Consider the following 23068-nt stretch of genomic DNA (forward strand, 5'->3'; position numbering starts at 1 on the left):
TCATTTCCCCCGCGTGCCATCCGTGCGCTCGATGCGCACCACGTCGCCCTTGTCACCGCCCAGGCGAAGTTCGGCCGCGCCGAACAGCCGATCCACGATGTAGTACGGTGAGCGGAAGCGGTAGTTCACCAGTTGCCCATCGCCCTGAGCGCCGATCACGAACAAAGGCGGCAGCTCGCCCTGAGCGATGCCACCTGGGAACTGGATATAGACCTTCTCGCCGTCGTCGAAAGCGCGCAACGGCTTCCACGGTGGATTGCTGCCGCTGACTGCGTAGCGGAAACGGATCTTCTCCAGCGACAGGCCGGTATCGACCGGCGCGGTCGCCTGCGCGGCCTGCGACTGGCGCTGCAAGGCCAACATTCGGTCTTTCGGGTAGTCCCAGGACACCGATGCCATCCACGCTTTTTCCGTCGAGGTCAACTCCAGCAGGTATGTCCTGCGGTTCGTGGTGACGACCAGATTGGTCTTGAGGCCCGACCGGGTGGGCTTCACCAGCACGTTGACGCGCAGCTCGGCCCCGGCGCCGCTGGACGTATCGCCGACAATCCAGCGCACGGTGTCCCCTGCGGCGACCGTCACCAGTTCCTCGCCCGGCTGGAGCGATACGACGGTGACGCGTCCCGGCGCGGCATAGACCTGGTACAGCGCGCCATCGGTGAAAGGCCATACCTGAATCGCGTTGACATAGCCCTCGCGAGTCGGCGCCATACGCGCCTCGGCGTTGGCACGCGAGACGCGCACGGTTTCGTCAGCCGGCTCGGGCGTGGACTTGGCTTCATCCACGTCAGGCAGCGGCTTCATCTGCGCCGGCATCGGCAGCACCTTCGGCACCTCCACCACTTCCACCGGCTTTGGCGGTTCTGGCAACGGTTGCGCCTGCACCGGCTCATCGAGCGAAATATGCGGCGGCGGCTTGCCCTGCGAGGCGCAGCCCAATAGTGACGATGTGGTGACCACCAAGGTCAGCACCAAAGCGTAAAAGCGGAAAAACTGGTTCATGGCTTAGCTCCTTCGGACGCATCGAGTTCACGGCTCCACGACAAGCCGTTGACGTAGATGCCCAGCGGGTTCTTGCGCAGGCGTTGCTCGGTGCGCGGGGTTTGCAGGACGATGGAAATGACAGCGTTCCAGCGTTGGGTGCCGGCCGGTGCGCCGTTGACGAAACGCTGCTCCGTCCAGCGCACGTTGAATGACGAATCGCTGGCGCGAACGACACTGGTGATTTGCACCGTCACCGACTCCTTGCCGACGCGAGCGAACGGATCGTTCGTGCGCGCGTAGTCGTTGAGTACCGCTGCGCCGCGGTCAGTGGTGTAGTCGTAGGCGTCCAGCCAGTTCTGCCGTACCACGATGGGATCAATCGACAGTGAGCGCACCAGCGTGATGAAGTGCGCCAAGTGGTAAGCGACCTGTGCATCTGCTGGCCGGTACGGCGTGGCGGCTTCGCCGATCGCGCGTACCTGTCCGGTCTTGTCCACTTCCACCACGTAGGGCGTGACGATGGACTGCGCCGAGCGCCAAACCAGGCCGCCCGCCATCAAGAGCGCCAGCGCGAGGCAACCGAAGGCCATCAGCCGCCAGTTCTTCGCCTGCACGCGGGCCGAGCCGATGCGCTCGTCCCACACCTGCGCGGCGGCTTGATACGGGGTGGCAGGCTGCGGCGTATCGGCGTAGCGCACCTGCGGTCGTTTGAATCGCATAGCTGGTTCTCCTCAAGAATCGGAATCGGTAAGGCTTGGTCCGCTACCCGAGCCGCCGCCGTCCCCGCCGCGCAGCGTGTGTGCGGCAGTGGTGGCGGCATGGGATATCTGCTGGCGGCGGTGCAACCGCTTGGCCCAGGCGGGCTGTTGTTGGTTGGCGCTATTCGCGGGGGCTTCGCCTGCTGCGGCCGGGCCCGCCGTAGCGCTGCCACCACCAGCCGCCGCCCCCGCGCTGTCCGAGCGGAAGGCGGCGGCTGCACGCTGCCCGATTGAGCGCGCGCCAGCGGCGGCCTTCTGGCCGACCGCCTGCGCACCGGCTTTGGCGACGTTGCCCAGGCCAGCCATGGCACCCTTCGCACCGCCGCCGACAGCGGCGGAACCGGCCTGAAACGCCGACCGTGCGCTGCTAGCGGTCGAGGCGGCGGCGCGTGCGCCGCTACCGATGGCGCTGGCGGCAGCTGGTGCCATGCGCGCTCCAGCCACCACAGCGCTACCGACGCCGGTGGCAGCAGCACCGACCGCGACGGCGGTTCCCGCCGCGCCCAAGGCGGCGCCAGCCATCGCGCCAGCGCCGAGCTGCGGGCCGCCTGAAACGAGCCCGGTGGCGATGCCTGGCCCGAAGATGCCCAGCGCGAGCATTGCCAACGACGCCAACATCACCACCAGCGCATGGTCTATGGAAGGCTCGCCTGGCGTGGTCGGGAACTCTGCGAACAACCCCGTACCGATGCCGACGATGACGGCCAGCACCAATACCTTGATGCCCGACGAGACGACGTTACCGAGCACCTTTTCAGCGAGGAACGCGGTCTTGTTCCAAAGCGCGAACGGCACCAGCACGAAGCCGGCGAGCGTGGTCAGCTTGAACTCGATCAGCGTGACGAAGAGCTGCACCGCCAGCACGAAGAAGCAGAGGATGACAATGAACCAGGCGAGGAACATCACGACGATGGGCGCGATGTTGACGAACACTTCGGGAAATCCTGCCATCTCGCTTATCTGCTGAAGGATCGGTGCCGCCGCGTCAATGCCGGACTTAGCGAGGTGTCCCGGTTGCAGGAACGTCGCCATGCTCACGGTCGAGCCGGACGCTGTCAGGCCTAAGCCAGCGAACGAGCGAAACACGATGCTGGCCAGCATGTTGAAATTGCCGATGATGTAGGCGAAGGCACCGACGTAGAGCACCTTGCGAATGAGCTTCGCCATCACGTCATCGCCCTGGCCGGTCGCATGGCCAAGCGCCCAATACAACCCGGCAAGCGTCATGTCGATCGCCACCAGCGTCGCGGTCAGGAACGCGACTTCACCGCGCAGCAGGCCGAAGCCGGAGTCGATGTAAGTGGAGAAGACATTGAGGAAGTGGTCAATGATGGAAACGTCGTTCATGGCCGTTCCTCCGTCGGTGTGCCGAGGCCGTCGAAGCTGGCCGGGATCGGCGGCAGGTCAGCCAGCGTTTGGTATTCACCCGGCCCGGCCTGACCGGAGAGGAAGCGGCGCAGATCGGCTTGGTCCACCCGCGCGCAGAACACGTCGTCGTGTTCGCCACGGTGGCACTGCGCACGCAGCGCGTGCAGCCGAGCCGGATTGGCGGCCAGCGCATCGACCGACAATGCCTGCGGCCGGTTGCAGCCGGCCAGCAGCCATGCGAAGGCGAACAGGATGGGTGCCCGTTTCATGGCCGTGCCCGTCAGTTGCCGTAGAAGTTGACCGACTGCGGCGTGTACGCCGTGCCGGCGCCGAGAAAACGTCGCGTCACCTCACGGCCACGTTCGACAGCGGCGGCCTGACGTGCCAGTTCCAACGCCGCGGCGCGTCCCTGTGTGAGTTGGAGCTGCTGGCCCTGAATGGATTGCTTCGCCTGCAACGCCAGGAGCTGGTTAGTCGCTTGCATTGCTTGCAATGCGCCCGTTGCAGACTGACTTTGGCCGACAAGGTCTGTCAGTACGCTTTGGTCGTCGGTCACGTTCTGCGAAACCTGCGCCTGCATCTGCATCGCGGTCTGCAAGCCATTGAGTGTGTTCTGCCAACGCTGGTGCGCGTCCTGGTACATCTGATTGCCGCTCACAGTCGCTGCGTACTGCTGTGGGTACAACTGCGCGAACTGTTGATCCATGCTCTGCACCTGGAACGCCAGCCCTTGTGCTTGCGTGATGAGCTGCTGGGTGCTCGCCAGCGTCGAGCGCAGCCGGTTGACCACGTTGAACGGCAGGCTCGCCAGGTTGCGCCCCTGATTTATCAGCGACTGCGCCTGGTTCTGCAGTTGTTGAATCTGGTTGTTGATCTGCTCCAGCGTGCGAACCGCAGTCAGCGTGTTCTGCACGAGGTTGGTCGGATCGACGACGACCCACTGCGCGTGCGCAACGGGCATGACACCGATCAACGCGGCAACAGCGAGTGTGAGAAGGCGAATCTTCATGGCGAAACCTCCAGAGGTTGACGAGCAAGAAAAGAGGCGGCGGATGGTGCGGACGGCAGCAGATCGGCCGCCCAATCGAGGCCGCGATGGCGCAGCCAGGCGCCGGTAAAGCCCGGTGCGCCGGCATCGGTAAGTACCCGGTCCATGGCGCGCTGGTCCTGGGGCGTCGAGGCCCCCGCGAACGCGAGCGTGACCGCCCCCAAGTCGAGGTCGAACAGGCGATTGCCCGCACGGGATTGGTAGTAGTAATCGCGTTTGGGCTGCGCGTTGGCGACGATTTCGATCTGGCGGCTGTTGAGGCCAAAGCCTTCGTAGATGGTGCGAATCTGCGGCTCGGTGGCCTGCGGGTTCGGCAGGAAAATCCTGCTCGCGCAACTTTCGATAATCGCGGGCGCAATACTCGAATCCTTGATGTCCGCGAGCGACTGCGTGGCGAAGATGACGCTGACGTTCTTCTTGCGCAGTGTTTTGAGCCACTGGCGTATGCGCGTGGCGAACACCGGGTCGTCAAGAAACAGCCAGGACTCGTCGAGGATCAGCAGGGTCGGCGCACCGTCGAACCGCTCATCGAAGCGCGCGAACAGGTAGCCCAGCACGGCCAGCACCGCAGCCTTGCTATGCATCAGCTCCTCCATCTCGAAGCACTGCACGTCGGCCGTGCCCAGCCGGTCGTGATCGGCATCGAGCAGCTTGCCGTGCGCGCCGCCGAGCACATACGGCGCGAGCGCCTGGCGCAGCGCATTCGACTGCAATAGCACCGACAGGCCCGTGAGCGTGCGCTGTTCGATCGGCGCGCCGGCGAGACTCCCGAGCGCCGACCAGATAGCCGCCTTCTCGTCGGGGCCGACAGCGACGCCTTCGTGCGTCAGGCGACCTTCGACCCATTCGGCGGCCCAGCTGCGATAGCTCTCCCGGTCGATGCGCGCGAGGGGCTGGAAGGCGATCGCGCCATCAGCACCGAGGTCGTAGTATTCCCCGCCCAACCCCAGCGCTGTCGCCCGCATCGAACGGCCCATGTCGAACGCGAAAATGCGCGAGCCGGAATAGCGGCGGAACTGCATGGCCAGCGTGGCGAGCAACACGGATTTGCCCATGCCCGTCGGACCGGCGATCAGCGTATGGCCAACATCGCCGATGTGCGTCACTAGCCTGAACGGCGTGGCGCCTTCGGTGCGCGTGACGATCAGCGGCGGCCCGTCGAGGTGGTCGTTCTTCTCCGGTCCGGCCCACACCGCCGATACCGGCATCAGGTGCGCGAGGTTCAGTGTCGAGACGATGGGCTGGCGCACATTGGCGTAGGCGTTGCCCGGCACCGACGACAGCCACGCCTCCACCGAATTGAGGGTTTCGGGAATCGTCACGAAGCCCCGGCCCTGAATCGCGCGCTCCACCATGCGCAGCTTTTCGTCAGCCGTGTCGGCATCGGCATCGAGCACCGTCACGGTCGCGGTGACGTAGCCGAAGGCGACTTGATCGCTGCCCAGTTCCTGCAAGGCGGCGTCGGCGTCCGCCGACTTGTTGCTGGCGTCGGTATCCACTAACGGGCTTTCCTGCTGAAAGATGGTTTCACGCAGCAGCGCCACCACGTTTTTGCGCTTGGCGAACCACTGCCGGCGCAGGCGGCCAAGTTCCTTTTCGGCCTCCGACTTGTCCATGCACAAAAAGCGCGTGCTCCAGCGGTAGGCGAAGCCCAGCCGGTTGAGGTCGTCCAGAATCCCAGGCCAGGTCGAGGTTGGAAAACCGCGTACCGTGGCGATGCGCAGGTGCTGGTCGCCAAGCATCGGTGCGAGGCCGCCGATCAAAGGCGTGTCGGCCAGCAATGCGTCAAGGTGGAACGGCACGTCCGGCACGCCGATGCGGTAGCGCCGTGTCGAGGCGGTCGCGTGCAGGTAGGTCAGCGTTTCGGCGTCATCGAGCCAGTCGATCTCAGGCATCACGCCATCGAGCAGGTCGAAGACGCGGCCCGTTTCCGCGACGAACGCGGTCAGGCGTTCGCGCCAATCCACACCGGCGGTCGGCGTGTTCTCGTACAGCAGCTTGGCTGCACGGGCGCGGGATTCCTCCGCCGGGAGGTATTGGAGCGTGAGGTGATAGCCGCTCTCGAAGTGGTGGCCTGATTCCTCGAAGGTCCCTCGCCGTTCCTCGTCTACCAGCCATGACAACGGTTCGGGGAAATCCGAGTGCGGATAGTCCGCCGCCGGCCGGCGTTCGGCCTCGACGAACAGCGCCCAGCCGGCGCCGAGCCGGCGCAGCGCGTTGTTCAGTCGCGCCGTCGTGGCGATCAGTTCGCCTTGCGTGGCACTATCCAAATCTGGCCCGCGAAAGCGCGCCGTGCGCTGGAAACTGCCGTCCTTGTTCAAGACGACACCCGGTGCGACCAGTCCGGCCCACGGCAGCCAGTCCGCAAGCAATGCGGGGCGTTGGCGGTATTCGGCAAGGTTCAGCATGGCTCTGTCCTCACACGTCCAACAACGGTTTGTGCTTGAGGTGCTTGGCGAAAACCTGCATGAACTGCGGATCGACGCGAGCCCCCCACACCGCCAGCGAATGGCCGATGATCCAGAGCACGACGCCGGGAATCCACAGTTGCAGGCCGAGGCCAACGGCAGCGGCCAGCGTCCCGTTGGCGATCGCCACAGTGCGCGGAGCGCCGCCCATCAGGATCGGCTCTGTCAGCGAGCGATGCAGCGGCACCTCAAAGCCCGGCAAGTCGCTGGTCGCGCTCATACGACCGCCCCGCCGGAGAAGCTGAAGAACGACAGGAAGAAGCTCGACGCCGCGAACGCGATCGACAGGCCGAACACGATCTGGATGAGCTTGCGGAAGCCGCCCGATGTGTCGCCGAAGGCCAGCGCCAAACCGGTGGAGATGATGATGATGACTGCGACGATGCGCGCCACCGGCCCTTGAATCGATTCGAGGATGGATTCGAGCGGGCCTTCCCAGGGCATCGACGAACCGGCGGCCCTTGCCGTGCCAGCCGTCGTCAGCATTACGGCGGCCGTCAGCAGACCATGTTGCGCGGGGCCGGCCAGGCGCCGCAGGCGAGCCAGGATTGAGGCCGGATTTATGGAAATACGGAAAGTATGGGCGTGCATCTGTGTCATGGCAGTTCTCCAGGGTGGTTAGGGGACAGGGAGGAAAGCGGCAGCTCTGGAAGCGGTGGCTCCAGCGCATCCGCGAGGCGATAGCCCACGCCGTCGAAGCCAAGGACGCGGGCGATGCTTTCGATGCGGCGGTACCGGCCACGGCCGGCGATGTGGACGACAACGTTGACGGCCTCGGCGACGAGCGCCCGCGGTGGATTCACGGCCACTTCAAGAATCAGTTGCTCCACGCGCAGCAGCGCGCCCAGCGCGGAGCCGGCATGGATGGTGGCGATGCCGCCGGGATGGCCGGTACCCCACACCTTGATGAGATCCAGCGCCTCGCCGCCGCGCACCTCGCCGACAATCACGCGATCGGGGCGCAGCCGCATCGTGGCGCGTACCAGCTCGGTCATCGACACGACGCCGGCACGTGTGCGCAGCGGCACGTGGTCGCGCGCCGTGCATTGCAGTTCGATGGTGTCTTCGAGCACCAACACGCGGTCGCCTGTAGCGGCGATTTCCGCGAGCAAGGCATTGGCGAGCGTGGTCTTGCCGGTGCTGGTGCCACCGGCGATCAGGATGTTCTGGCGCTCGCGTACCGCGCTGCGCAGGAACTCGGCCTGCTCGACGGTCATCATTCCGTCGGAGACATAGCGCTCCAGCGGGATCACGCCCACCGCGCGCTTGCGTAGCGCGAAGGCCGGCCCCGGCGCGGCTGGCGGCAGGATGCCCTCGAAGCGTTCGCCGGTTTCTGGCAACTCAGCGCTCAAGAGCGGCTGGCCGCGATGGACTTCCGCGCCAACATGCGCGGCGACCAAGCGAATGATGCGTTCGCCGTCTTCCTCTGACAGTTCTGCGCCCAGCGGCGCGCGGCCCGACGATAGGCGATCGACCCATAGTGTGCGGTCGGGGTTGAGCATGATTTCCACCACGTCCGGGTCTTCAAGCGCGGCGGCGATCAACGGCCCCATCGCCGTGCGCAGCATGCGGATGCGCCGGTCGAGCGACGTGGTGGCGAAGGACTGCCCGACAGTCGAGGGGATGGCGCTCATGAAGTACGCTCCTGAGCCTCAGCCAGCGCCGCCGCATCGTCCAAGTGAGAAATGTCGGGATGCAGTTCCTCCACCACGTCGCGCACCAGGCTGCGCCCACGCATCAGGTGGCGGCCGAGTTGTTCAACGAACTGCTCGAAGCGCGCTTTGCCCTGCGCGCGGGCCGCGTCTTGATGGGCTTCAGGAACCGGGGTGCTGACCGTCAGGAAGTAGCGGACAAACAGCGCCAGCGTTTCGATCTCGATGTTCTGGTCGCGCTCCAGCCTCTCGAACTGGCGCGACAGTCGATCAAGGCGCTTGGCGATGGCCGCCTCACGCTGGTCGCCCGCGTCCGGCGACAGCCAGGACGCCAGCGCCGCCGCGACGATGGACGACTTGGACACGCCTTTCTTGGCGGCCAGCTCGTCGAGTCGCTTGGCGTGCTCGTGCGGAATGAACAGGTTGAGGCGGTATTGGCTCATAGCTCGATTCCGTCGTGTTGGTCGAGGGACGCCAGCCGGGCCGTGCGCTGCATGGCCGGGTCGAGCTGGCGAGGAAGGGGTAGTGGCAAGTCGTCGTCATCGAGCAGCGCCAGGTCGCTGGTCGCTGGCTCTTGGTCGGGGAGGTATTCGGTGACCTCGGACAGCTCCGGCTGCCGACGCGGCCCACCGTCGTCGGCAGCAGCTGCGCTGTCGGTCAAGTCCACCGATGCGGTCGAAGCGGCAGGTACGACAGGGATAGCCAAGCCACTCCAGTCGTCTGGGCGGAGCGGCGGCGCATCGGCGTAGCGCCCAGATGCGAGCGTGGGCGGCGGCAGCACGCGCTGCTTGAAATTAGCGTCGGCGTAGTAGCGCAACTTCTTGGCCTTGATCGGCGCGAGGCTCGATACCATCACCACGGCGTCATCCGGCGGGAGTTGCATCACTTCGCCGGGCGTCAACAGCGGACGCGCCGTTTCTTGCCGCGACACCATCAGGTGCCCCAGCCAAGGCGCGAGCCGGTGGCCGGCGTAGTTGCGCTGCGCGCGCAGCTCGGTGGCCGTGCCCAGTGTTTCGGAGATCCGCTTGGCGGTGCGTTCGTCATTCGTGGCGAACGTCACGCGCACATGACAGTTATCGAGGATGGAATGGTTCTGGCCGTAGGCCTTGTCGATCTGATTGAGCGACTGCGCGATGAGGAAACTGCGGATGCCGTAGCCGGCCATAAACGCCAGTGCTGTCTCGAAGAAATCGAGCCGGCCCAGTGCCGGGAACTCGTCTAGCATCAGCAGCAGCTTGTGACGGCGTGCAATGCCGTCGCTGCCGTCGAGCGATTCCGTTAAACGCCGGCCGATCTGGTTGAGGATCAACCGCACCAGTGGCTTCGTGCGGCTGATGTCGGACGGCGGCACGACGAGGTACAGCGAGACGGGATGCTCGGATGCGATCAGGTCGGCGATGCGCCAGTCGCAACGCGATGTGACTTCGGCCACCGTGGGATCGCGGTACAGGCCGAGGAAGGACATGGCCGTGGACAGCACGCCCGACCGCTCGTTGTCCGACTTGTTAAGCACTTCGCGCGCGGCGGAGGCGACAACGGGATGCGGCGTATCGCCGAGATGCCGCGTCGTCATCATCCGATGCAGCGTCAGCTCGAACGGGCACGCCGGATCGGACAGGAAGTTGGCGACGCCGCGCAGTGTCTTGTCGGTTCCCGCATAGAGCACGTGCAGGATGGCGCCGACCAGGAGCGCGTGCGAAGTCTTCTCCCAATGGTTGCGGCGCTCCAGCGCACCTTCGGGATCAACCAGGATGTCGGCGATGTTCTGTACATCGCGCACCTCATGCGCGCCGCGCCGGACTTCGAGCAGGGGGTTGTAGGCCGCCGACTTCGGATCAGTGGGGTTGAACAGCAGGCAGTGCGAGAAGCGCGAACGCCATCCGGCGGTGATCTGCCAGTTCTCGCCTTTGATGTCGTGAATGACGGCGGACGCTGGCCAGCTCAACAGCGTGGGAACCACCAGGCCGACGCCCTTGCCGGATCGCGTCGGTGCGAAGGTCAGGACGTGCTCCGGACCTTCGTGCCGCAGGTATTGGTCGTCATGCCGACCAAGGAAGACGCCTGCGGGCTGGGTTAGTCCCGCCTTTCGAATATCAGCGGCGTCGGCCCAGCGCGCCGACCCGTAGGTCGTCACCAGTTTCGATTGCCGCGAGCGCCACACGGACATGGCGATGGCGACCACGACAGCCACCAAGCCGCTGCCGCCCGCAATCGCGCCGCCCGTGTCGAAGACCCGGGGCGCATAAGCATCGAAGAAGAACCACCACTCGAACAACCGCCACGGGTGATAGATCGGCGTGCCAAAGAAATCGAACCAGGGCGAGCCTAGGCGTAGCTGGTAGCCCAGTGCGGCGGCTGTCCACTGTGTGGCGATCCACACACCGGCGATAACGATGCCAAAGACGACACCGACCTGCCCGAACAACACGCCTTGACCTTGCATCCTGGCCTCCGCTCTCTCCTGCGCAACCGGCGGCACAAAGGCGTGCCGCACACACGAGGATCGGGGTCAGATCAAGGACGGTCAAAGACCGTTATCGGGACAAAGGTCGACGAAAAAGCAAGATTTCGCGCGCGGGCGAATAGAAACAAAACGCCGCAAGCGCAGGCGCATTGCGGCGTGTCGAACGAGAAGTTAGAAATAACTGGCGATACACATACAGTTAGAACTTCGGTTGGTCCTTGGGCGGCGTGTACGGTGTCTTGCCATCGCCGAAGAAGCGCCGATTTGTTGCCTCGGCCACGCGATTGCAAAGTTCATCACCCAGCTTCGCGCGATCCGTCTTGCACTGCTCGCGCAACTCTTTCAACCGTGCAGGATTAGCCGCAAGGGATTCGACTGTCTCTGTGGGTGCGGATTTTCCGCAAGAAGCTAGTACCACCAAAGTGAACATAAGCAGCATGATCTTATTCATGGCTCGATTTCCTCCGAAGTATCGGGTTGCGCCGGGAAAGCAGGCTTTTTGCTTGCTAGCGATTCGATGGAGTTGACTCTTTCAATGAAGCGGGCCAAAGCATCAGAAGGTTCGTTATCCAAACGAAGCAGATAGGTGGTTAGCAGAGGTGTGCGGCCAGCCAGCGGACGTGCCACTACGCCTGGCTCGCGACTAGCCGCGATCTGTGAGGCGCCAGCTAAGCCCAATGCAAAGCCGGCTGATACCAAAGCCATCATTAGGTCGATGGTGGTGACTCGCTCTGCAATCAGCGGCTCCTGCTCTACTCGTCGCAACGCGCGTTCTACCTGGCGTGCATGACCCTCGCACGCCACAGGATCACCGAGTACCAGCGGATAATGCAGCACTTCCTCCAATGGAATGCGTTTGTACTTCAGAAGAGGATGTCGAGCAGGCACTGCCAACATTAGAGGATCGTCCCAAACGGGCTCCGCGATGACTCCGTCGCCAACCTCCTCCGATTGTGCAAACCCTACGTCATACAGATCGTCGTGCAGGCCCTTAAGCTGCTGCGTCAGCGTAACCTCGGATAAACGGATATCGATTTCCGGTTCCTCTTGGCGGCACAACGCCAAGAACGTAGAGAACCGTGATGGCGTTATGCCGTCCGACAGCGCTACCCGCAATTGGCTATGAAAACCATTGGCGGCAGCCTTCACACTGTCGCGCGCCTGCTGCAAGGCGGTGAACACACGCGGCACATTCTCCTGAAACAGCTTTCCTGCACGAGTCAGCCGCGTGCTGCGCGTCGTCCGAACAAAAAGCTTGACGCCCAGTTCTTCTTCCAATTCCTTAATCGCCCTCGAAAGAGGCGACTGCTCGATGTGCAGCCGCTCGGCCGCACGGGCGAAATGAAGTTCTTCGGCTACCGCGAGGAAGCAGCGCAAATGGCGTAACTCCATTGGCTCTCCCCGATTTCAAAAATGGACTCCGTTCCTGCTAACGAAATAGATCTTTATGCGGCGTCTCTGTGCCGTAGATGATCCAAGATGGGCAGCAGGTCGCTCGGTTCTGGACGCTGCGTGTAGTCCGGATTGATCTCGGCGTGGGCCACAATTCCATCCCTGCCGATGACGTATCGACCCGGCATTGGCAAAGTCCAACTGTCCTCGCCGTTGATAACCTGAAGGTCATTTCCAAGCGTCTTATAGAGCTGGATCGTTTCGGGGGAGAGGCTATAACGTAGTCCAAATTGCGCGGCTACAAAGCCTCCTGCGTCGACGAGTATGGGGAAGCGAACTTCGTTCTCGCGAGAAGATTTCCGACTGTTTGCCGCCGTCTGCATCGATACCGCAACGATAGATGCGCCGCGTGCCTCGATGTCTTCGCGAACAGCCTCAAGTGCCTTCAACTCAATGTTGCAGTACGGACACCAAACTCCCCGGTAGAAGCTGACAATCAAGGGCCCTCGGCTCAGAAGCTCGACGGAACTTACTCGATTGCCCTCTGCGTCGGACAGCGTAAATGTCGGAGCAGGTTTTCCAGCCTTCAATGCCAGATCAGCCCGTCCGCTGGCCACTTGTTCGGCTATGCCCTCCTTGAGACCTTTCACGATATCGTTTGGAATCTTCCCGCTATCTATCAGCTCAGCGGTAAACGCATCGAGCGTTTCCTGCAATTTCAATTTCATAGTCATCTCCAACGGGATAAGCCCAGTAGTGATGACATGATCTTTGTTCCCGGTGAGTTCCGGTAGTCACAAAAACTGACTTAAACAAATTCAGAAATTGAATACGTCTGCGTGGCGAACCGAACGGGTGAATCCACTCACTTCAGCGAGAGATGCGCCAGTTCAGCATCGGCATAGTTCTCAAACTCTGCGGCGATGAAGTTTGAGAATGCACGCGCCGACGGCTTGGCGGCACGCCCTGCCGGAAGGACGACGTGGGCATCGGCTGTCCCCATCTCCCACTCGGAGAGGATTCTCACTAACTGGCCGCTTTTCAGTTCATTCAACATGCCAAGAAGACCACCAGAGATGATGCCGAGTCCAGCAACAGCGGCTGCGATGGCGCCTTCTGTTCCGTTTAGCAGGAATCGCCCATCGACGCGGACCGATGTCGTCTTTCCATCCTTGTAGAACGTCCATCCCTCTATACCGCGCGCAGACGGGCCGACGATGAGTGTGTGCCCATACAGAGCCGCTGGTTTCATCGGAGTGCCTGCCTTGGCTAGGTACTCGGGCGAAGCTGCAACTATTCGATGAATCGTGCCAAGCTTTCGTGCGACGGCCGAAGAGTCTGCCAGGCTTCCTACTCGGAGTGCGACATCTACTGCGTCGCCGACCAGGTCCTGTTTTTCATCACTGAGAATGAATTCGACGCGAAGTTCCGGGTGTTGATCGGTAAAGCGGGCGATCCGCGGAAGCAGCGTTCTCACGACAAACGAGGTGGAGGCAGCTATCCTCAATAAACCGCGCAGCTCGCCAGTGCCCCGAGCGGCGTGGTCAGCCTCATCCAGCGCTGAAAGAATCGCCTCAACCCGCGCGAGATAGTCCGAGCCGGCCTCCGTCAGCGTGACGGCGCGCGTTGTGCGAACGAATAGAGCAGCGCCCACTTGTTCCTCCAGCGAAGCGACGATGCGTGAGGCTGTCGGCTGCGAAATGCCCAGTTCCCGTCCCGCCGCAGAGAAGCTGCCGGTGCGGGCGACGCGGGTGAAGAGCTGCAAAGAAAAGAATCGGTCATTCATTTGTTTTTTAAATTTTCTACCTTGTGTATTCCTATATTAATTTATAATTTGAATTTATGTATTGCTGAATTCGCACTTGCTGCTGTCGACCTTGGCTATCGCGTGTCGTGTTGCGTCAGATTGCAATGACGGTCTTGCCAATGGACCGGTGGCCCTCGACGAGTCCGTGGGCCGTTTTCATCGTTGCTGGTGTGAGACCGTCCAGCCGGGTCGTCACGATCGGCTTCACCTGTCCTTTGACGACTAGCTCAGATACGGTTTCGAGAATGCTGCCCTGTCTCTCCGGCGCGCTGCCATTGATGATCCTGCTGAAGACCATTTCCATGTGGAGCGAAGCCGCCTTCATCATGAGCGGGCTAACGTCGAGCGAGGGTCCGCCGTCCACCACGGAAAGGTGGCCGAACGGGCGCAGTGCCCTGGCGATCCAACCGATCTGATCGGAGGTCTTCGCAGTCGAAAGCACCATATCAAGATGGGCAATCCCGGCCGAGGCGAGCTGCTCGGCAATGTCGCCGCCGTGATCGAGCACCAGGTCGGCGCCCATCTTCTTACTCCACGCCTTCGATTCTGATCGCGATCCAGTGCCAATGACGAATGCTTTGGTCCTCGCTTTCAGAAGCTGGGTTGCGAGCGAACCTACGCCTCCGGCACCTCCGAGGATGAGGACACGATCGACTCCGGCCGGTAGTTCGTCTTGGTCGCGGAAGATGGCCTCCCATGCCGTCAATGAACCGATGGGCAAGCTCGCGGCTTCGACGAACGAAAGCTGATCTGGTACGGCGGCCAGAATTCGATGGTCGACGGCAACGCGTTCCGCCCAGCAACCGTCGCGCGTCATGTCGCCTGTGCCATAGACCCGATCGCCTGCCTTGAAGCGTCCCGCCGAGGCGCCTGTGGCGACGACGACGCCTGCGAACTCCCAGCCAAGCAGGACACGGCCGCCGGGCTCCGCGCTTCGCACGCTGCGAAAGAATGCTTCGCCCGGATTGACGCCGATCGCGCGGACCTCAACCAGGACATCGGTGTCGCGCAGTGCGGGTTCCGCTAGGTCAACAAGCTCGATGGCGAAATTTTCGAGTGTGTGAGCCTTTTCATAAACGAGCGCCTTCATAGCGAAAACCTCTCGACGAAGTTGAGCCTGATCCCCGCAAGCGGCCCGCCAAGCTGCTGCAGACGACCACCGACAGCCAGAGAGCCAAGATCCACCCCGGTAAAGCCGATCTCTTCAATCAGATCATGCACGGGCTTCTTCGCTTCGCCGTCGTCACCCGAAACAAAGAGCGCTGTGCGAGGTTTGGATGGTGTGAAGTCGGATATCCACGCCATGGGCACGGAGTTGAACGCCTTTACCACCCGTGCGCCAGGTGTCAAGTCCGAAACAATCTCGCTCGATGTTCGCCCCGACAGGTCGCCGACGGAGAGCGGCGAAATGCCGGCGACGCGGTTCGTCGCATCCACCAGCACACGACCCTTCCAGTCAGAAATCGAGAACAGGGCCGTTTGGACGTGCCACCACATGACCGCCAAGACGACGATGTCTTGGTCGGCCGCCTGCTGCGGCGTCCCGGCCGAAACGCCGGGGCCGAGTTGTTTAACCAACTCGGCGAGCGACTCCGGCCCGCGCGTGTTGCTCAACATGACCTTGTGCCCGTGCGGCAGCACATGCCTCGCGATAGTTTGCGCGACGGTGCCCGCGCCGATGATGCCGATATTCATGGTGCGCTCTTCTGGGCTTGGGCCGCTTCCGCGACCGAACGCAGATACTCAGCGGGCGTCGTTGGCTTGCGGCCGATGAGCGTTTCGAGATCGTTGGTAACCTCTTCCCACTCGCCCTGGTTCATGCCCTGCACCCATTTCAGGATGAACGGAGAGACGAAATCCGGGAAGCCGAGCGCCGCCATCGACTTGATGTACTCCTCATCCGAGATCGCGATGTACGGCACGTCTTTGCCGTGGATCTCCGAGAGAATCCGAGCAATGTCGGCCCAGGAGACCGCAGGTGCGCCCGACAGATAGTACGACTTGCCCTCGTGCCCCGTTCCGGTCAGGACAGCCGCATGGGCAGCCGCCAGATCGTCGCGGGTCGCCGCCGTGAACTTGTGGTTGCCTGCCGGCACCCGAACGCCGGTCTCCACGGCGTTCGGCCCGGCATACATGATGGCGGGCTCCATGAAAGGTGGGTGTTGCACGAGCGTATAGGCTACGCCGGACGACCGCAGCCTCTCGATCGAGAAGATGTCTTCCTCGGTGATTTCCGTCATGGTGAAAGTCGAGCCAGCCTTGCGGTAGATCGGCATGTAAACCAGGTGCTGCACACCGGCCTCGGCCGCCACGTCGATCACATTGGCGTGAGCCGTCTTGCGATCCGTGAAGGCGTGCGTCGAGGTCAACATCAGCTTTTCGGCGCCCCTGAAGGCGCGAGTCAGCGACTCGCGATCCAGATAGTCGCCCTGACGCAACTCGACGCCGAGCGCCGCGAGGTCTTCCGCCTTCGCCGGGTCACGCACGAGCGCGATCAGCTCGCTCGCGGGACGTTTTTTTAACAGATGCAGAACCGTCTTCTTGCCGATATCGCCGCTTGCGCCGGTTACGAGAATTTTGCTCATTTGATGTCTTACCTTTCACTAGAAATTTGTTTTGGCGCCAACAGAGCCAGCGACCTGCTTGGCGCTCAGCATCCGAGATGCCCTGCGCCTTTAGAAAATGGCGTTGTCATGCAGCCTTCGCCGCCCTACGCGCTTCACGCCGGACGGGTTGCGGAGCGTTCGGATTCATTTCCTTGGCGATGGAATAGGCACGCTCGGTTGCCGGGCGCGACGCGATAGCCTCCAACCAGCGTTCGAGCGCGGGATATTCGTCCACGTCGATCCCGAACAGGTTGTAAGGAGCCGACCAACCATAGGCGGCGATGTCCGCGATCGAGTATGTGTCGCCAGCCAGCCACTCGCGGTCTTCGAGGCGCTTGTTGAGCACACCGAAGAGGCGCTCGGTCTCGGCCTTGTAACGGTCAATGCCGAACTGATGCTTCTCGTTGTTGCGCAGGAAGAAAATGAGCTGGCCTGGCATCGGGCCGAGGCCGGCGACCTGCCAGAAGAGCCATTGCATCGCTTCAGTCCGGCCACGAATGTCCGAAGGCAGGAGCTGGCCTGTCTTGTCGGCTAGGTAGTGCAGGATCGCGCCGGATTCGAAAATGCTGATCGGAGAGCCCCCATCGATGGGTTCATGGTCCACGATCGCCGGAATCTTGTTGTTAGGCGCGATTTCGAGGAATTCGGGTTTGAATTGGTCGTTCTGGACCAGGTTGACCGGGATGATGTTGTAAGGAAGCCCTGTCTCTTCCAGAAACATCGTGACCTTGTGGCCGTTCGGCGTGGTCCAATAGTGCAGGTCAATCATGTTTCACCTTTCGCTGGAAAATCAGGAAAGCCGCCGCTCGTATTGAAACGGAGCGGCGGCCGTCTGCTGAGGAAGCTACGATCAAATACCGGCCAAGGTGCCCCAGCCACCGCCAACGAATAGCGTATCGCCGGTGATGTACGAGGCCCGCTGCGACGCCAGGAAGACGATGGCTTCCGCCAGGTCTTCTGCCTTGCCGGCACGGCCTTCGAGCGGCACCGTGGCGAAGAACTGCGCGTCGGTGATACCCATCGCCTGGGTGATGGTCTTGCGAACCTCGTCACCGCCGGGGGTGATGATCGGGCCGGGCGACACGATGTTCACGCGTACACCCTGCGGCGCCAGTTCCTTGGCGAGCGATTCCGACCAGTTGTCCAGTGCGGCCTTGGCGGCGCCGTAGTGCGCCATCGGCCCACCGAATGCAATGCGGCCGCCGGCAGTGATGTTGACGATCGAGCCCTTGCTCTTCACCAGCTCGTCCAGAGATGCGTAGGTGATGCGCAGGGCGGCCAGGAAGTTGATGTTCAGGCTATCGACCCATTCCTCGTCCGAGATCGCAGTCGAGGCCGGCAGATGGAGTCGGGCGGCGCCGGCATTGTTGATCAGGATGTCGAGACCGCCGAGCGCGGCGATTGCCTCCTTGGCAACCTTCTGCGCGCCTTCAAGGGTGCGCGTGTCGCCGGAGATGAACGTCGCGCCCTTCGGCGTTTCAGCGTGCGTGTTCCGGGATGTGACGACGACCTTCGCGCCGCCGTCGATGAAGCGCTGCGCGGTGGCCGCGCCGATACCGCGCGACCCGCCGGTAACAAGGACGCGGCGACCGGCGAATTCTTTGGTGAGATCGAGTAAGTATGAGGACATGTTCAGGCTCTTTCAGTTGACAGTGATTGGCGGATATCGAAGGCTCGAAATTTATTAAGCCTCTCGATTGCAGCCATGATGCTTTATTCACTGAAACGGCAGTAGCCTGAAAAAATGACTTTGATATATTCAGTTATTGAATAGAAGGTTCTTAAACTTTATGCGCCTGCGGAGACAAATACCCCTCGGTATTAGCTTATGGCTGGCCCGCGTTGTCGGCCGAATTCCCATGTCACGCCACCACCACGCACCACTGCGGCCATGGTCTGTCCTAGCCGCTGCTCGATCACTGGCCTCCATGGAACCAAGCTGAAGCCCGTGCCGTCATCGAGCATCGCGTAGCGTCCACTGGCAAGCATGATGCTGCGCCGATAGGTGCCGGCAACGCGTTGCCCATCAGCCGCCGGCCGATGCGTCAGCCCGGTTTCGGCGGCGATGTCCGTCGCGGCCTGCTCCAACTCGCGCCCGCGCAGCGTCGCGAGCAGGTTACGGGCAAGGACGACTCGCTGCCCACGGTGCTCGGCCAATCCCTGTTCGGCCAAGAAATCGGCGCGCGCCCGCAACGCATCTTTGACCTCGCTGCCAAAGCCAAAGTCACCGAGCCCCTTGCCGCCGCCGACCAGTTGTTGGTCGAGCCAGGTGGTGCCGATTACGCGAGTCTGCCGCTCGATCGGCAGATGCGATTTCAACTCTACCGCCACGCCACCGCCAAGGCGTTGCGCGTCGTACTGGCGACCCCGCTCGGCCAAGTTGTCAGGCACTCGCCAGACACCTTCGGCCTCGCGCTCCACGATGCCGGCGCGGCGCAGGGCTTCGAGCCGGCGCACGTGCGCGGCCACCACCTCACGCGGGTCGCGGTCGGGCGTGGCCTGACGTTGCGCGACAGCTAGGTGGTGATCGGTGCGGTAGATACCATCGACGGTCAGCGCGGTGATGTTTCGGTCGGCGGCGCGCACATCGGCCGAGCCTTTCACCTCCACAACGGCGCCGGTCGGGTACTGCTCCAATTCTGACCGCAGCGGCAACGCGACGTAGTGCGCTTTGCCGTCCGTGCCGTCGACGATCAGGTACCCTTTGTCGTACAGCTCGTCGGCCAGCCCCTTGTCAACGACGCGGCCGACGATGGCGCGGTCATCCTTGCCAGGCTGGAATACTGCCAGCTCCCGCTGCTTGCCACTCATGGCTCGCTGCATCGTGCGGATGATGTCGCCGCGCTCGCTCATTGCCCGCAATGTCGGCTCGGCCTCGGGATGAATCGCCCACATGCCGGGTTGCTGCTCAGTAGCCAGCCCCATGCGCTGCAAGTGCTGCAGGCGGCCGATCAGCACTTGCCGCTGGCGTTGCAGCAGGGGTTCGGCGAAGCGTTCGGTACGTACCAAGCCGTCATCACCGGCCTCTCGCTGCACACGCTGCAACGTGCGATCCAGTCCCGTCCACCGCTCCTGATCGATTTCGCGGTGCATGGCGCGCTGGATCTCCAGCTCGGTGCGCGGTCCCAGCCATTCGGTCGCCAGTTCCGATGCCCGATGGCGCATCCCCTCGGCGATGTAGTCACGGGAAATGATGAGGTCTTTGCCGGTGTCATCCTTGCCGCGCAAGACGACGTGCGTGTGCGGGTTGTCCGTATTCCAATGATCGACTGCCACCCATTCCAGGCGCGTGCCTAGGTCCGCCTCCATGCGCGCCATCAAGTGCCGGGTGTAGGTACGCAGATCGTCGAGCTGTTCGGCATTTTCCGGCGAGACGATGAACCGGAACTGGTGCCGATCCTCGCGCCCGCGTTCCTCGAAGGCGGCGGTGTCCGCCGCGTCGGTCGTCGGGCCGTAGGCATGGCCCGGCCCGCCCTGGCGATCGACGCCTTCGCGTTCGATGTAGCGCAAATGCGCGACGGTCGAGCGCGGCCCGGCTTTCGCCAGATTGACCAGCCGCGCCTTGATCGTCACGCGCCGGGCATTCCCGGTCAGCGAGCGTCCGGCGAAGCGCGCCGCGACATGGCCGCGACCCAGCCGGGAACCGGGCCGCTGGCCAGCTTTTCCGACTGCCTTGCCGAGCTTGGCACCGGCCTTATTGGTCTGGCGCAGCACCTTGCTGATGAAGGCGTCGCCGCGCTGCTTCGGCGCACCAGGGCGGACGCGGAAACGGTCATCGTCGCGGCTGCTCATGAGGCGGCTCCATCCAAGACCATCGCACCCCCGCGCGCGAAGCACGCGCTTTCGCCAATACCGATGCGGCATTGCGCACCTTCGCGGCACGCTGCCGCTCCTAGGCGCGTGCCGCGCCACCCCCACGTGCAGACTGGCTTTTCGCGCGACGTAGTGCCGCGACCTTTTATCTTGCCTTCCGCCTTTGCCCTTCGCTTTCGCTCCGGGCCTCGGCGTCCCGGCGGTGCTGCGCTGCCCACAGCCAGCCCGCCGGCAAACGCAGCCACGGCCACAGGCCGGGCGCGTTCGAGGCAAGACGCCTGCACATGGGAAGGCGGCGGCGGATGTTGCGCGAAGTGCGGCGCGAATGCGCACGTACTGCACGCGCGACGACATCGTGACGACCAGCGGAACGACATACCGGATGGCACGATGAGATGCACGGGAACGTGCAGCAAATCGACGGCCATCATGGGCGTGTCTCCAGCCAGACTGGATGCGCAAGACCGATCACCGTAGAAGCCGCAATCGGCCCAAAGTAGCGGCTGTCGAACGACGCCGGATTGGTCACGCTCAACAGGAACAGTTCGCCAGATGCAAGACGGCGGCACTGCTGCCAGGATGGCAGCGGTCGGCCCAGCCGGTCGGCCGGCAGCACGGCGGCTGCAGGCACGCCATCGATGCGAACGATACCGCCAGCGATGCATACCTCCTGTGGTGACACGGCGCCCACTCGCTTGAGCAGCGGAACGCGCGTCGGCAGGTAGCCGCGCTGCGCAGCGAGTGCGTCGGCTTCGGCCGGCAGTGGGACAAGCACGATGCTGTCCACGGACAGCGGACGTGGCAGCGAGGCGGCCCGATGGCCGAACGGTTCAATGCGATACCAGCCGACCGCCACACTGTCGGACGGGTTGTAGGTCAGACGCGGCAGCGGCGACACGAATGCGGCCCAGGCCAGCGCAGCGAGGCCGGCAGCGGTGAAGCCCGTCAGCGCGATGCGAGCTCGCAGGCGCGAACGAGGATGCGGTGAGATGCTAGATGTGGAAAGCGTCGTCATGGCAACGCCCTCCCGGCCAGCCAAGCCGCATGTCGCTCGGCGGTGTATTCGGGTAGTGGCAAGCGCGCAGCGAGCCGGTTGCCGAGCGTGCGCCAGTACGCGGGCGACACGTCGGCTGGCGCAATGCCCAGCGCCTCGATGGCGTCGAGCTGCGCAAACACAGCGCGGACGGCGGGTTCGCCTTCCGCGTGCAGCAGCAACCGCGCGCCGGGCAGCACGCCGGGGATGCGCTGCGCCGCATCCAGCGACGTGCAAGCCTGCATCACCATGAGTTCCCAACGGATCGTGCCGTAGTCATTCGCCTGCCACCGGATGCGGCAAAACACGGCCCCCGACAGGAACACCGCGACACGGCGCCAGTGGTCAAGCCGGACGATGCGTGACGGTTCTCCGAAGCGCAGGTAGAGGTCGATGCGCCGTTCGACGTAGGCGAGCGATACGCGGGTCAACGGTACGGTGCCGACCCGTCTGGCGAGCATCGCAAGCGAAGACGGATTCGTGTTGATCGTGGCAGCCGTGGCCGCCAAAGGTTGTACGTTCATTGGGAGTTCTCCGGAAACTCGCGCTCCAGCAGTGCGCGCAGCAGTTCGGCCACCGTCACGCCACCCGTGAAGGCAGACACCTTGATGCGCGCCCGCATGGCGGGCGTGATGTCGAGGGTCAGGCGCGCGGTGTAGAGGTCGCCCTTTTGCAAAGCGTCGGCGTCGCCCTGGCGAATCCACGCCTCGGCGTGCGGATTCGCTGGCGGACGCGCGCCGATGCCGATGCGTTTGCCGCGCGTATTCGTCATGTCGGCCACCGCAGCAGTTCGTCGGTGAGTGCGGCGATCTCGCGCGCAGCGGCGCTCTCAGGTGCCGTCTCGCGTGCGAGCCGTCCGGCAGCCACGCTATCGGCGAAGACGATGCGTTGATGCACTTCCGAGCGCAGTGCTGGCAGCGGTTGTTCGGCCAGCGACTGCCGCGCCTCCCGGCCGATGATGGTGGTGCTGACGCGCCGGTTGATGACGAAGGCCGCGCGTAGCGCAGGCCGAAACACTTGCGCTTCGCGGATCAACGCCACCATCTCGGCGCTGGCCCACAGGTCGTAGGGACTGGGCTGTACCGGGATCAGCACACGCTCGGCCGCCAGCAACGCGGAGCGCGCCAAGGCGGCGATGCGTGGCGGCCCGTCGATGATGACGTGATCGGCCCGCCTGGCGAGTTCTGGGGCCTCCTGGTGCAGCGTCTCGCGTGCCAAGCCCACGGCACTGAATAGCCTAGGCAGACCTTGCTGGCTTCTGCGTTGCGTCCAGTCCAGCGATGAACCCTGCGGATCGGCATCCAGCAGGATGACCGATTGCCCGCGCATCGCCAGTTCGCCCGCGATGTGCGTGGCGAGCGTGGTCTTGCCCACGCCGCCTTTCTGATTGAGCAAGGCAACGATCATGGCGCGGCCCTCCGATCTGGAAAGCCGGCCTGTTTTTGCCCTGAAAACCGGGGTTGTTTTTGCTTTCGGAGTTGCTTTGGTTTTTGCCTTTCGGCAGTTGTCCACCGAAACGGCGCGCTTCTACTAAAAGTTAGAGAATTTAAGTTAGGTAAGTTAAGGGGCGTCGAAACCCGCGCCGTTATTGGCTTTGCGAGCGATTCGTACTCCTGATAGCACGATAGGCGTACTCCCGATAGCACGATACCCGTTACTCCTGATAGCACGAGCC

26 protein-coding genes are annotated in these 23068 nt (G+C 63.3%); 1 reads left to right on the forward strand and 25 read right to left on the reverse strand.

Annotation, left to right across the window (positions count from 1 at the left end; all coding sequences use genetic code 11):
- From trbG to parA, 25 genes are all read right to left on the reverse strand, one after another.
- Positions 1-1002: a P-type conjugative transfer protein TrbG gene (gene trbG / locus NDK18_RS01650; RefSeq protein ID WP_062794346.1), complete on the reverse strand. Its 1002-nt coding sequence runs from the start codon at positions 1000-1002 to the stop codon at positions 1-3.
- Positions 999-1703: a conjugal transfer protein TrbF gene (gene trbF, locus NDK18_RS01655; protein WP_062794347.1), complete on the reverse strand. Its 705-nt coding sequence runs from the start codon at positions 1701-1703 to the stop codon at positions 999-1001. The genes trbG and trbF overlap by 4 nt, the downstream gene beginning before the upstream one ends.
- A gap of 12 nt (positions 1704-1715) precedes the next feature.
- Positions 1716-3089, reverse strand: a complete 1374-nt coding sequence (gene trbL / locus NDK18_RS01660) for a P-type conjugative transfer protein TrbL (protein ID WP_250626914.1) — start codon at positions 3087-3089, stop codon at positions 1716-1718.
- Positions 3086-3379 (reverse strand): EexN family lipoprotein, encoded by a 294-nt coding sequence (locus tag NDK18_RS01665; RefSeq protein WP_250626915.1) that lies wholly within the window; start codon positions 3377-3379, stop codon positions 3086-3088. Before NDK18_RS01665 ends, trbL begins: the two co-directional genes overlap by 4 nt.
- Positions 3380-3390: 11 nt before the next feature.
- Positions 3391-4119, reverse strand: a complete 729-nt coding sequence (gene trbJ / locus NDK18_RS01670; protein WP_250626916.1) for a P-type conjugative transfer protein TrbJ — start codon at positions 4117-4119, stop codon at positions 3391-3393.
- Positions 4116-6566, reverse strand: a complete 2451-nt coding sequence (gene trbE, locus NDK18_RS01675; RefSeq protein WP_250626917.1) for a conjugal transfer protein TrbE — start codon at positions 6564-6566, stop codon at positions 4116-4118. The genes trbJ and trbE overlap by 4 nt, the downstream gene beginning before the upstream one ends.
- 10 nt (positions 6567-6576) lie before the next feature.
- On the reverse strand, positions 6577-6846 hold the full coding sequence (locus NDK18_RS01680) for a VirB3 family type IV secretion system protein (protein ID WP_250626918.1): 270 nt from the start codon (positions 6844-6846) through the stop codon (positions 6577-6579).
- Positions 6843-7226: a TrbC/VirB2 family type IV secretion system protein gene (locus NDK18_RS01685; RefSeq protein ID WP_250626919.1), complete on the reverse strand. Its 384-nt coding sequence runs from the start codon at positions 7224-7226 to the stop codon at positions 6843-6845. Before NDK18_RS01685 ends, NDK18_RS01680 begins: the two co-directional genes overlap by 4 nt.
- Entirely contained in the window at positions 7223-8194 is a 972-nt protein-coding gene (trbB, locus tag NDK18_RS01690) for a P-type conjugative transfer ATPase TrbB (protein WP_425600634.1), read from the reverse strand. The genes NDK18_RS01685 and trbB overlap by 4 nt, the downstream gene beginning before the upstream one ends.
- A gap of 62 nt (positions 8195-8256) precedes the next feature.
- On the reverse strand, positions 8257-8721 hold the full coding sequence (locus NDK18_RS01695; RefSeq protein ID WP_250626921.1) for a CopG family transcriptional regulator: 465 nt from the start codon (positions 8719-8721) through the stop codon (positions 8257-8259).
- Positions 8718-10721, reverse strand: a complete 2004-nt coding sequence (locus NDK18_RS01700; protein WP_250626922.1) for a conjugal transfer protein TraG — start codon at positions 10719-10721, stop codon at positions 8718-8720. The genes NDK18_RS01695 and NDK18_RS01700 overlap by 4 nt, the downstream gene beginning before the upstream one ends.
- A 220-nt stretch (positions 10722-10941) precedes the next feature.
- Entirely contained in the window at positions 10942-11193 is a 252-nt protein-coding gene (locus NDK18_RS01705) for an EexN family lipoprotein (protein ID WP_250626923.1), read from the reverse strand.
- The gene (locus tag NDK18_RS01710; protein ID WP_250626924.1) at positions 11190-12134 is read right to left on the reverse strand and encodes a LysR family transcriptional regulator; all 945 of its coding nucleotides are present in this window, start codon (positions 12132-12134) and stop codon (positions 11190-11192) included. The genes NDK18_RS01705 and NDK18_RS01710 overlap by 4 nt, the downstream gene beginning before the upstream one ends.
- A 53-nt stretch (positions 12135-12187) precedes the next feature.
- Positions 12188-12862, reverse strand: a complete 675-nt coding sequence (locus NDK18_RS01715; protein WP_250626925.1) for a peroxiredoxin-like family protein — start codon at positions 12860-12862, stop codon at positions 12188-12190.
- 137 nt (positions 12863-12999) lie between these two features.
- The gene (locus NDK18_RS01720) at positions 13000-13920 is read right to left on the reverse strand and encodes a LysR family transcriptional regulator (RefSeq protein ID WP_250626926.1); all 921 of its coding nucleotides are present in this window, start codon (positions 13918-13920) and stop codon (positions 13000-13002) included.
- Between the two features lie 115 nt (positions 13921-14035).
- Complete coding sequence (locus tag NDK18_RS01725; RefSeq protein ID WP_250626927.1) at positions 14036-15031, reverse strand: alcohol dehydrogenase catalytic domain-containing protein; 996 nt, start codon at positions 15029-15031, stop codon at positions 14036-14038.
- The gene (locus NDK18_RS01730; RefSeq protein ID WP_250626928.1) at positions 15028-15636 is read right to left on the reverse strand and encodes an NADPH-dependent F420 reductase; all 609 of its coding nucleotides are present in this window, start codon (positions 15634-15636) and stop codon (positions 15028-15030) included. The genes NDK18_RS01725 and NDK18_RS01730 overlap by 4 nt, the downstream gene beginning before the upstream one ends.
- Positions 15633-16526 (reverse strand): NAD(P)H-binding protein, encoded by an 894-nt coding sequence (locus NDK18_RS01735; protein WP_250626929.1) that lies wholly within the window; start codon positions 16524-16526, stop codon positions 15633-15635. Before NDK18_RS01735 ends, NDK18_RS01730 begins: the two co-directional genes overlap by 4 nt.
- Positions 16527-16632: 106 nt before the next feature.
- The gene (locus NDK18_RS01740; RefSeq protein WP_250626930.1) at positions 16633-17316 is read right to left on the reverse strand and encodes a glutathione binding-like protein; all 684 of its coding nucleotides are present in this window, start codon (positions 17314-17316) and stop codon (positions 16633-16635) included.
- Positions 17317-17397: 81 nt separating this feature from the next.
- The gene (locus tag NDK18_RS01745; RefSeq protein WP_250626931.1) at positions 17398-18177 is read right to left on the reverse strand and encodes an oxidoreductase; all 780 of its coding nucleotides are present in this window, start codon (positions 18175-18177) and stop codon (positions 17398-17400) included.
- 191 nt (positions 18178-18368) lie between these two features.
- The gene (locus NDK18_RS01750; protein ID WP_250626932.1) at positions 18369-20339 is read right to left on the reverse strand and encodes a relaxase/mobilization nuclease domain-containing protein; all 1971 of its coding nucleotides are present in this window, start codon (positions 20337-20339) and stop codon (positions 18369-18371) included.
- A 448-nt stretch (positions 20340-20787) separates the two neighbouring features.
- On the reverse strand, positions 20788-21375 hold the full coding sequence (locus NDK18_RS01755; protein ID WP_250626933.1) for a S26 family signal peptidase: 588 nt from the start codon (positions 21373-21375) through the stop codon (positions 20788-20790).
- Positions 21372-21917 (reverse strand): DUF2840 domain-containing protein, encoded by a 546-nt coding sequence (locus tag NDK18_RS01760; protein ID WP_250626934.1) that lies wholly within the window; start codon positions 21915-21917, stop codon positions 21372-21374. Before NDK18_RS01760 ends, NDK18_RS01755 begins: the two co-directional genes overlap by 4 nt.
- On the reverse strand, positions 21914-22165 hold the full coding sequence (locus NDK18_RS01765) for a chromosome partitioning protein ParB (RefSeq protein ID WP_250626935.1): 252 nt from the start codon (positions 22163-22165) through the stop codon (positions 21914-21916). The genes NDK18_RS01760 and NDK18_RS01765 overlap by 4 nt, the downstream gene beginning before the upstream one ends.
- On the reverse strand, positions 22162-22800 hold the full coding sequence (gene parA, locus NDK18_RS01770) for a ParA family partition ATPase (RefSeq protein WP_019718174.1): 639 nt from the start codon (positions 22798-22800) through the stop codon (positions 22162-22164). Before parA ends, NDK18_RS01765 begins: the two co-directional genes overlap by 4 nt.
- Between parA and NDK18_RS19290 the strand changes: the two genes are divergently transcribed.
- A complete protein-coding gene (locus NDK18_RS19290) occupies positions 22799-22927 on the forward strand; it encodes a hypothetical protein (RefSeq protein WP_284692064.1) in 129 nt (42 codons plus the stop codon). The genes parA and NDK18_RS19290 overlap by 2 nt on opposite strands.
- Positions 22928-23068: the final 141 nt, after the last annotated feature.

It is taken from the genome of Pinirhizobacter soli, assembly GCF_015905305.1.
Classification (GTDB): domain Bacteria; phylum Pseudomonadota; class Gammaproteobacteria; order Xanthomonadales; family Rhodanobacteraceae; genus Pinirhizobacter; species Pinirhizobacter soli.

Excerpts from the sequence above, each read along its gene's own strand:
- trbJ (WP_250626916.1), bottom strand. The coding sequence starts at position 4,119 with ATGAAGATTCGCCTTCTCACACTCGCTGTTGCCGCGTTGATCGGTGTC.
- NDK18_RS01735 (WP_250626929.1), bottom strand. The coding sequence starts at position 16,526 with ATGAGCAAAATTCTCGTAACCGGCGCAAGCGGCGATATCGGCAAGAAG.
- trbL (WP_250626914.1), bottom strand. The coding sequence starts at position 3,089 with ATGAACGACGTTTCCATCATTGACCACTTCCTCAATGTCTTCTCCACT.
- NDK18_RS01695 (WP_250626921.1), bottom strand. The coding sequence starts at position 8,721 with ATGAGCCAATACCGCCTCAACCTGTTCATTCCGCACGAGCACGCCAAG.
- NDK18_RS01705 (WP_250626923.1), bottom strand. The coding sequence starts at position 11,193 with ATGAATAAGATCATGCTGCTTATGTTCACTTTGGTGGTACTAGCTTCT.
- trbE (WP_250626917.1), bottom strand. The coding sequence starts at position 6,566 with ATGCTGAACCTTGCCGAATACCGCCAACGCCCCGCATTGCTTGCGGAC.
- parA (WP_019718174.1), bottom strand. The coding sequence starts at position 22,800 with ATGATCGTTGCCTTGCTCAATCAGAAAGGCGGCGTGGGCAAGACCACG.
- trbF (WP_062794347.1), bottom strand. The coding sequence starts at position 1,703 with ATGCGATTCAAACGACCGCAGGTGCGCTACGCCGATACGCCGCAGCCT.
- NDK18_RS01755 (WP_250626933.1), bottom strand. The coding sequence starts at position 21,375 with ATGACGACGCTTTCCACATCTAGCATCTCACCGCATCCTCGTTCGCGC.
- NDK18_RS01725 (WP_250626927.1), bottom strand. The coding sequence starts at position 15,031 with ATGAAGGCGCTCGTTTATGAAAAGGCTCACACACTCGAAAATTTCGCC.
- NDK18_RS01765 (WP_250626935.1), bottom strand. The coding sequence starts at position 22,165 with ATGACGAATACGCGCGGCAAACGCATCGGCATCGGCGCGCGTCCGCCA.
- NDK18_RS01740 (WP_250626930.1), bottom strand. The coding sequence starts at position 17,316 with ATGATTGACCTGCACTATTGGACCACGCCGAACGGCCACAAGGTCACG.
- NDK18_RS01665 (WP_250626915.1), bottom strand. The coding sequence starts at position 3,379 with ATGAAACGGGCACCCATCCTGTTCGCCTTCGCATGGCTGCTGGCCGGC.
- NDK18_RS01745 (WP_250626931.1), bottom strand. The coding sequence starts at position 18,177 with ATGTCCTCATACTTACTCGATCTCACCAAAGAATTCGCCGGTCGCCGC.
- NDK18_RS01720 (WP_250626926.1), bottom strand. The coding sequence starts at position 13,920 with ATGAATGACCGATTCTTTTCTTTGCAGCTCTTCACCCGCGTCGCCCGC.
- trbG (WP_062794346.1), bottom strand. The coding sequence starts at position 1,002 with ATGAACCAGTTTTTCCGCTTTTACGCTTTGGTGCTGACCTTGGTGGTC.
- NDK18_RS01680 (WP_250626918.1), bottom strand. The coding sequence starts at position 6,846 with ATGAGCGCGACCAGCGACTTGCCGGGCTTTGAGGTGCCGCTGCATCGC.
- NDK18_RS01730 (WP_250626928.1), bottom strand. The coding sequence starts at position 15,636 with ATGAATATCGGCATCATCGGCGCGGGCACCGTCGCGCAAACTATCGCG.
- trbB (WP_425600634.1), bottom strand. The coding sequence starts at position 8,194 with ATGCTGCGCACGGCGATGGGGCCGTTGATCGCCGCCGCGCTTGAAGAC.
- NDK18_RS01700 (WP_250626922.1), bottom strand. The coding sequence starts at position 10,721 with ATGCAAGGTCAAGGCGTGTTGTTCGGGCAGGTCGGTGTCGTCTTTGGC.
- NDK18_RS01685 (WP_250626919.1), bottom strand. The coding sequence starts at position 7,226 with ATGACACAGATGCACGCCCATACTTTCCGTATTTCCATAAATCCGGCC.
- NDK18_RS01710 (WP_250626924.1), bottom strand. The coding sequence starts at position 12,134 with ATGGAGTTACGCCATTTGCGCTGCTTCCTCGCGGTAGCCGAAGAACTT.
- NDK18_RS01715 (WP_250626925.1), bottom strand. The coding sequence starts at position 12,862 with ATGAAATTGAAATTGCAGGAAACGCTCGATGCGTTTACCGCTGAGCTG.
- NDK18_RS01750 (WP_250626932.1), bottom strand. The coding sequence starts at position 20,339 with ATGAGCAGCCGCGACGATGACCGTTTCCGCGTCCGCCCTGGTGCGCCG.
- NDK18_RS01760 (WP_250626934.1), bottom strand. The coding sequence starts at position 21,917 with ATGAACGTACAACCTTTGGCGGCCACGGCTGCCACGATCAACACGAAT.
- NDK18_RS19290 (WP_284692064.1), top strand. The coding sequence starts at position 22,799 with ATGGCGCGGCCCTCCGATCTGGAAAGCCGGCCTGTTTTTGCCCTGAAA.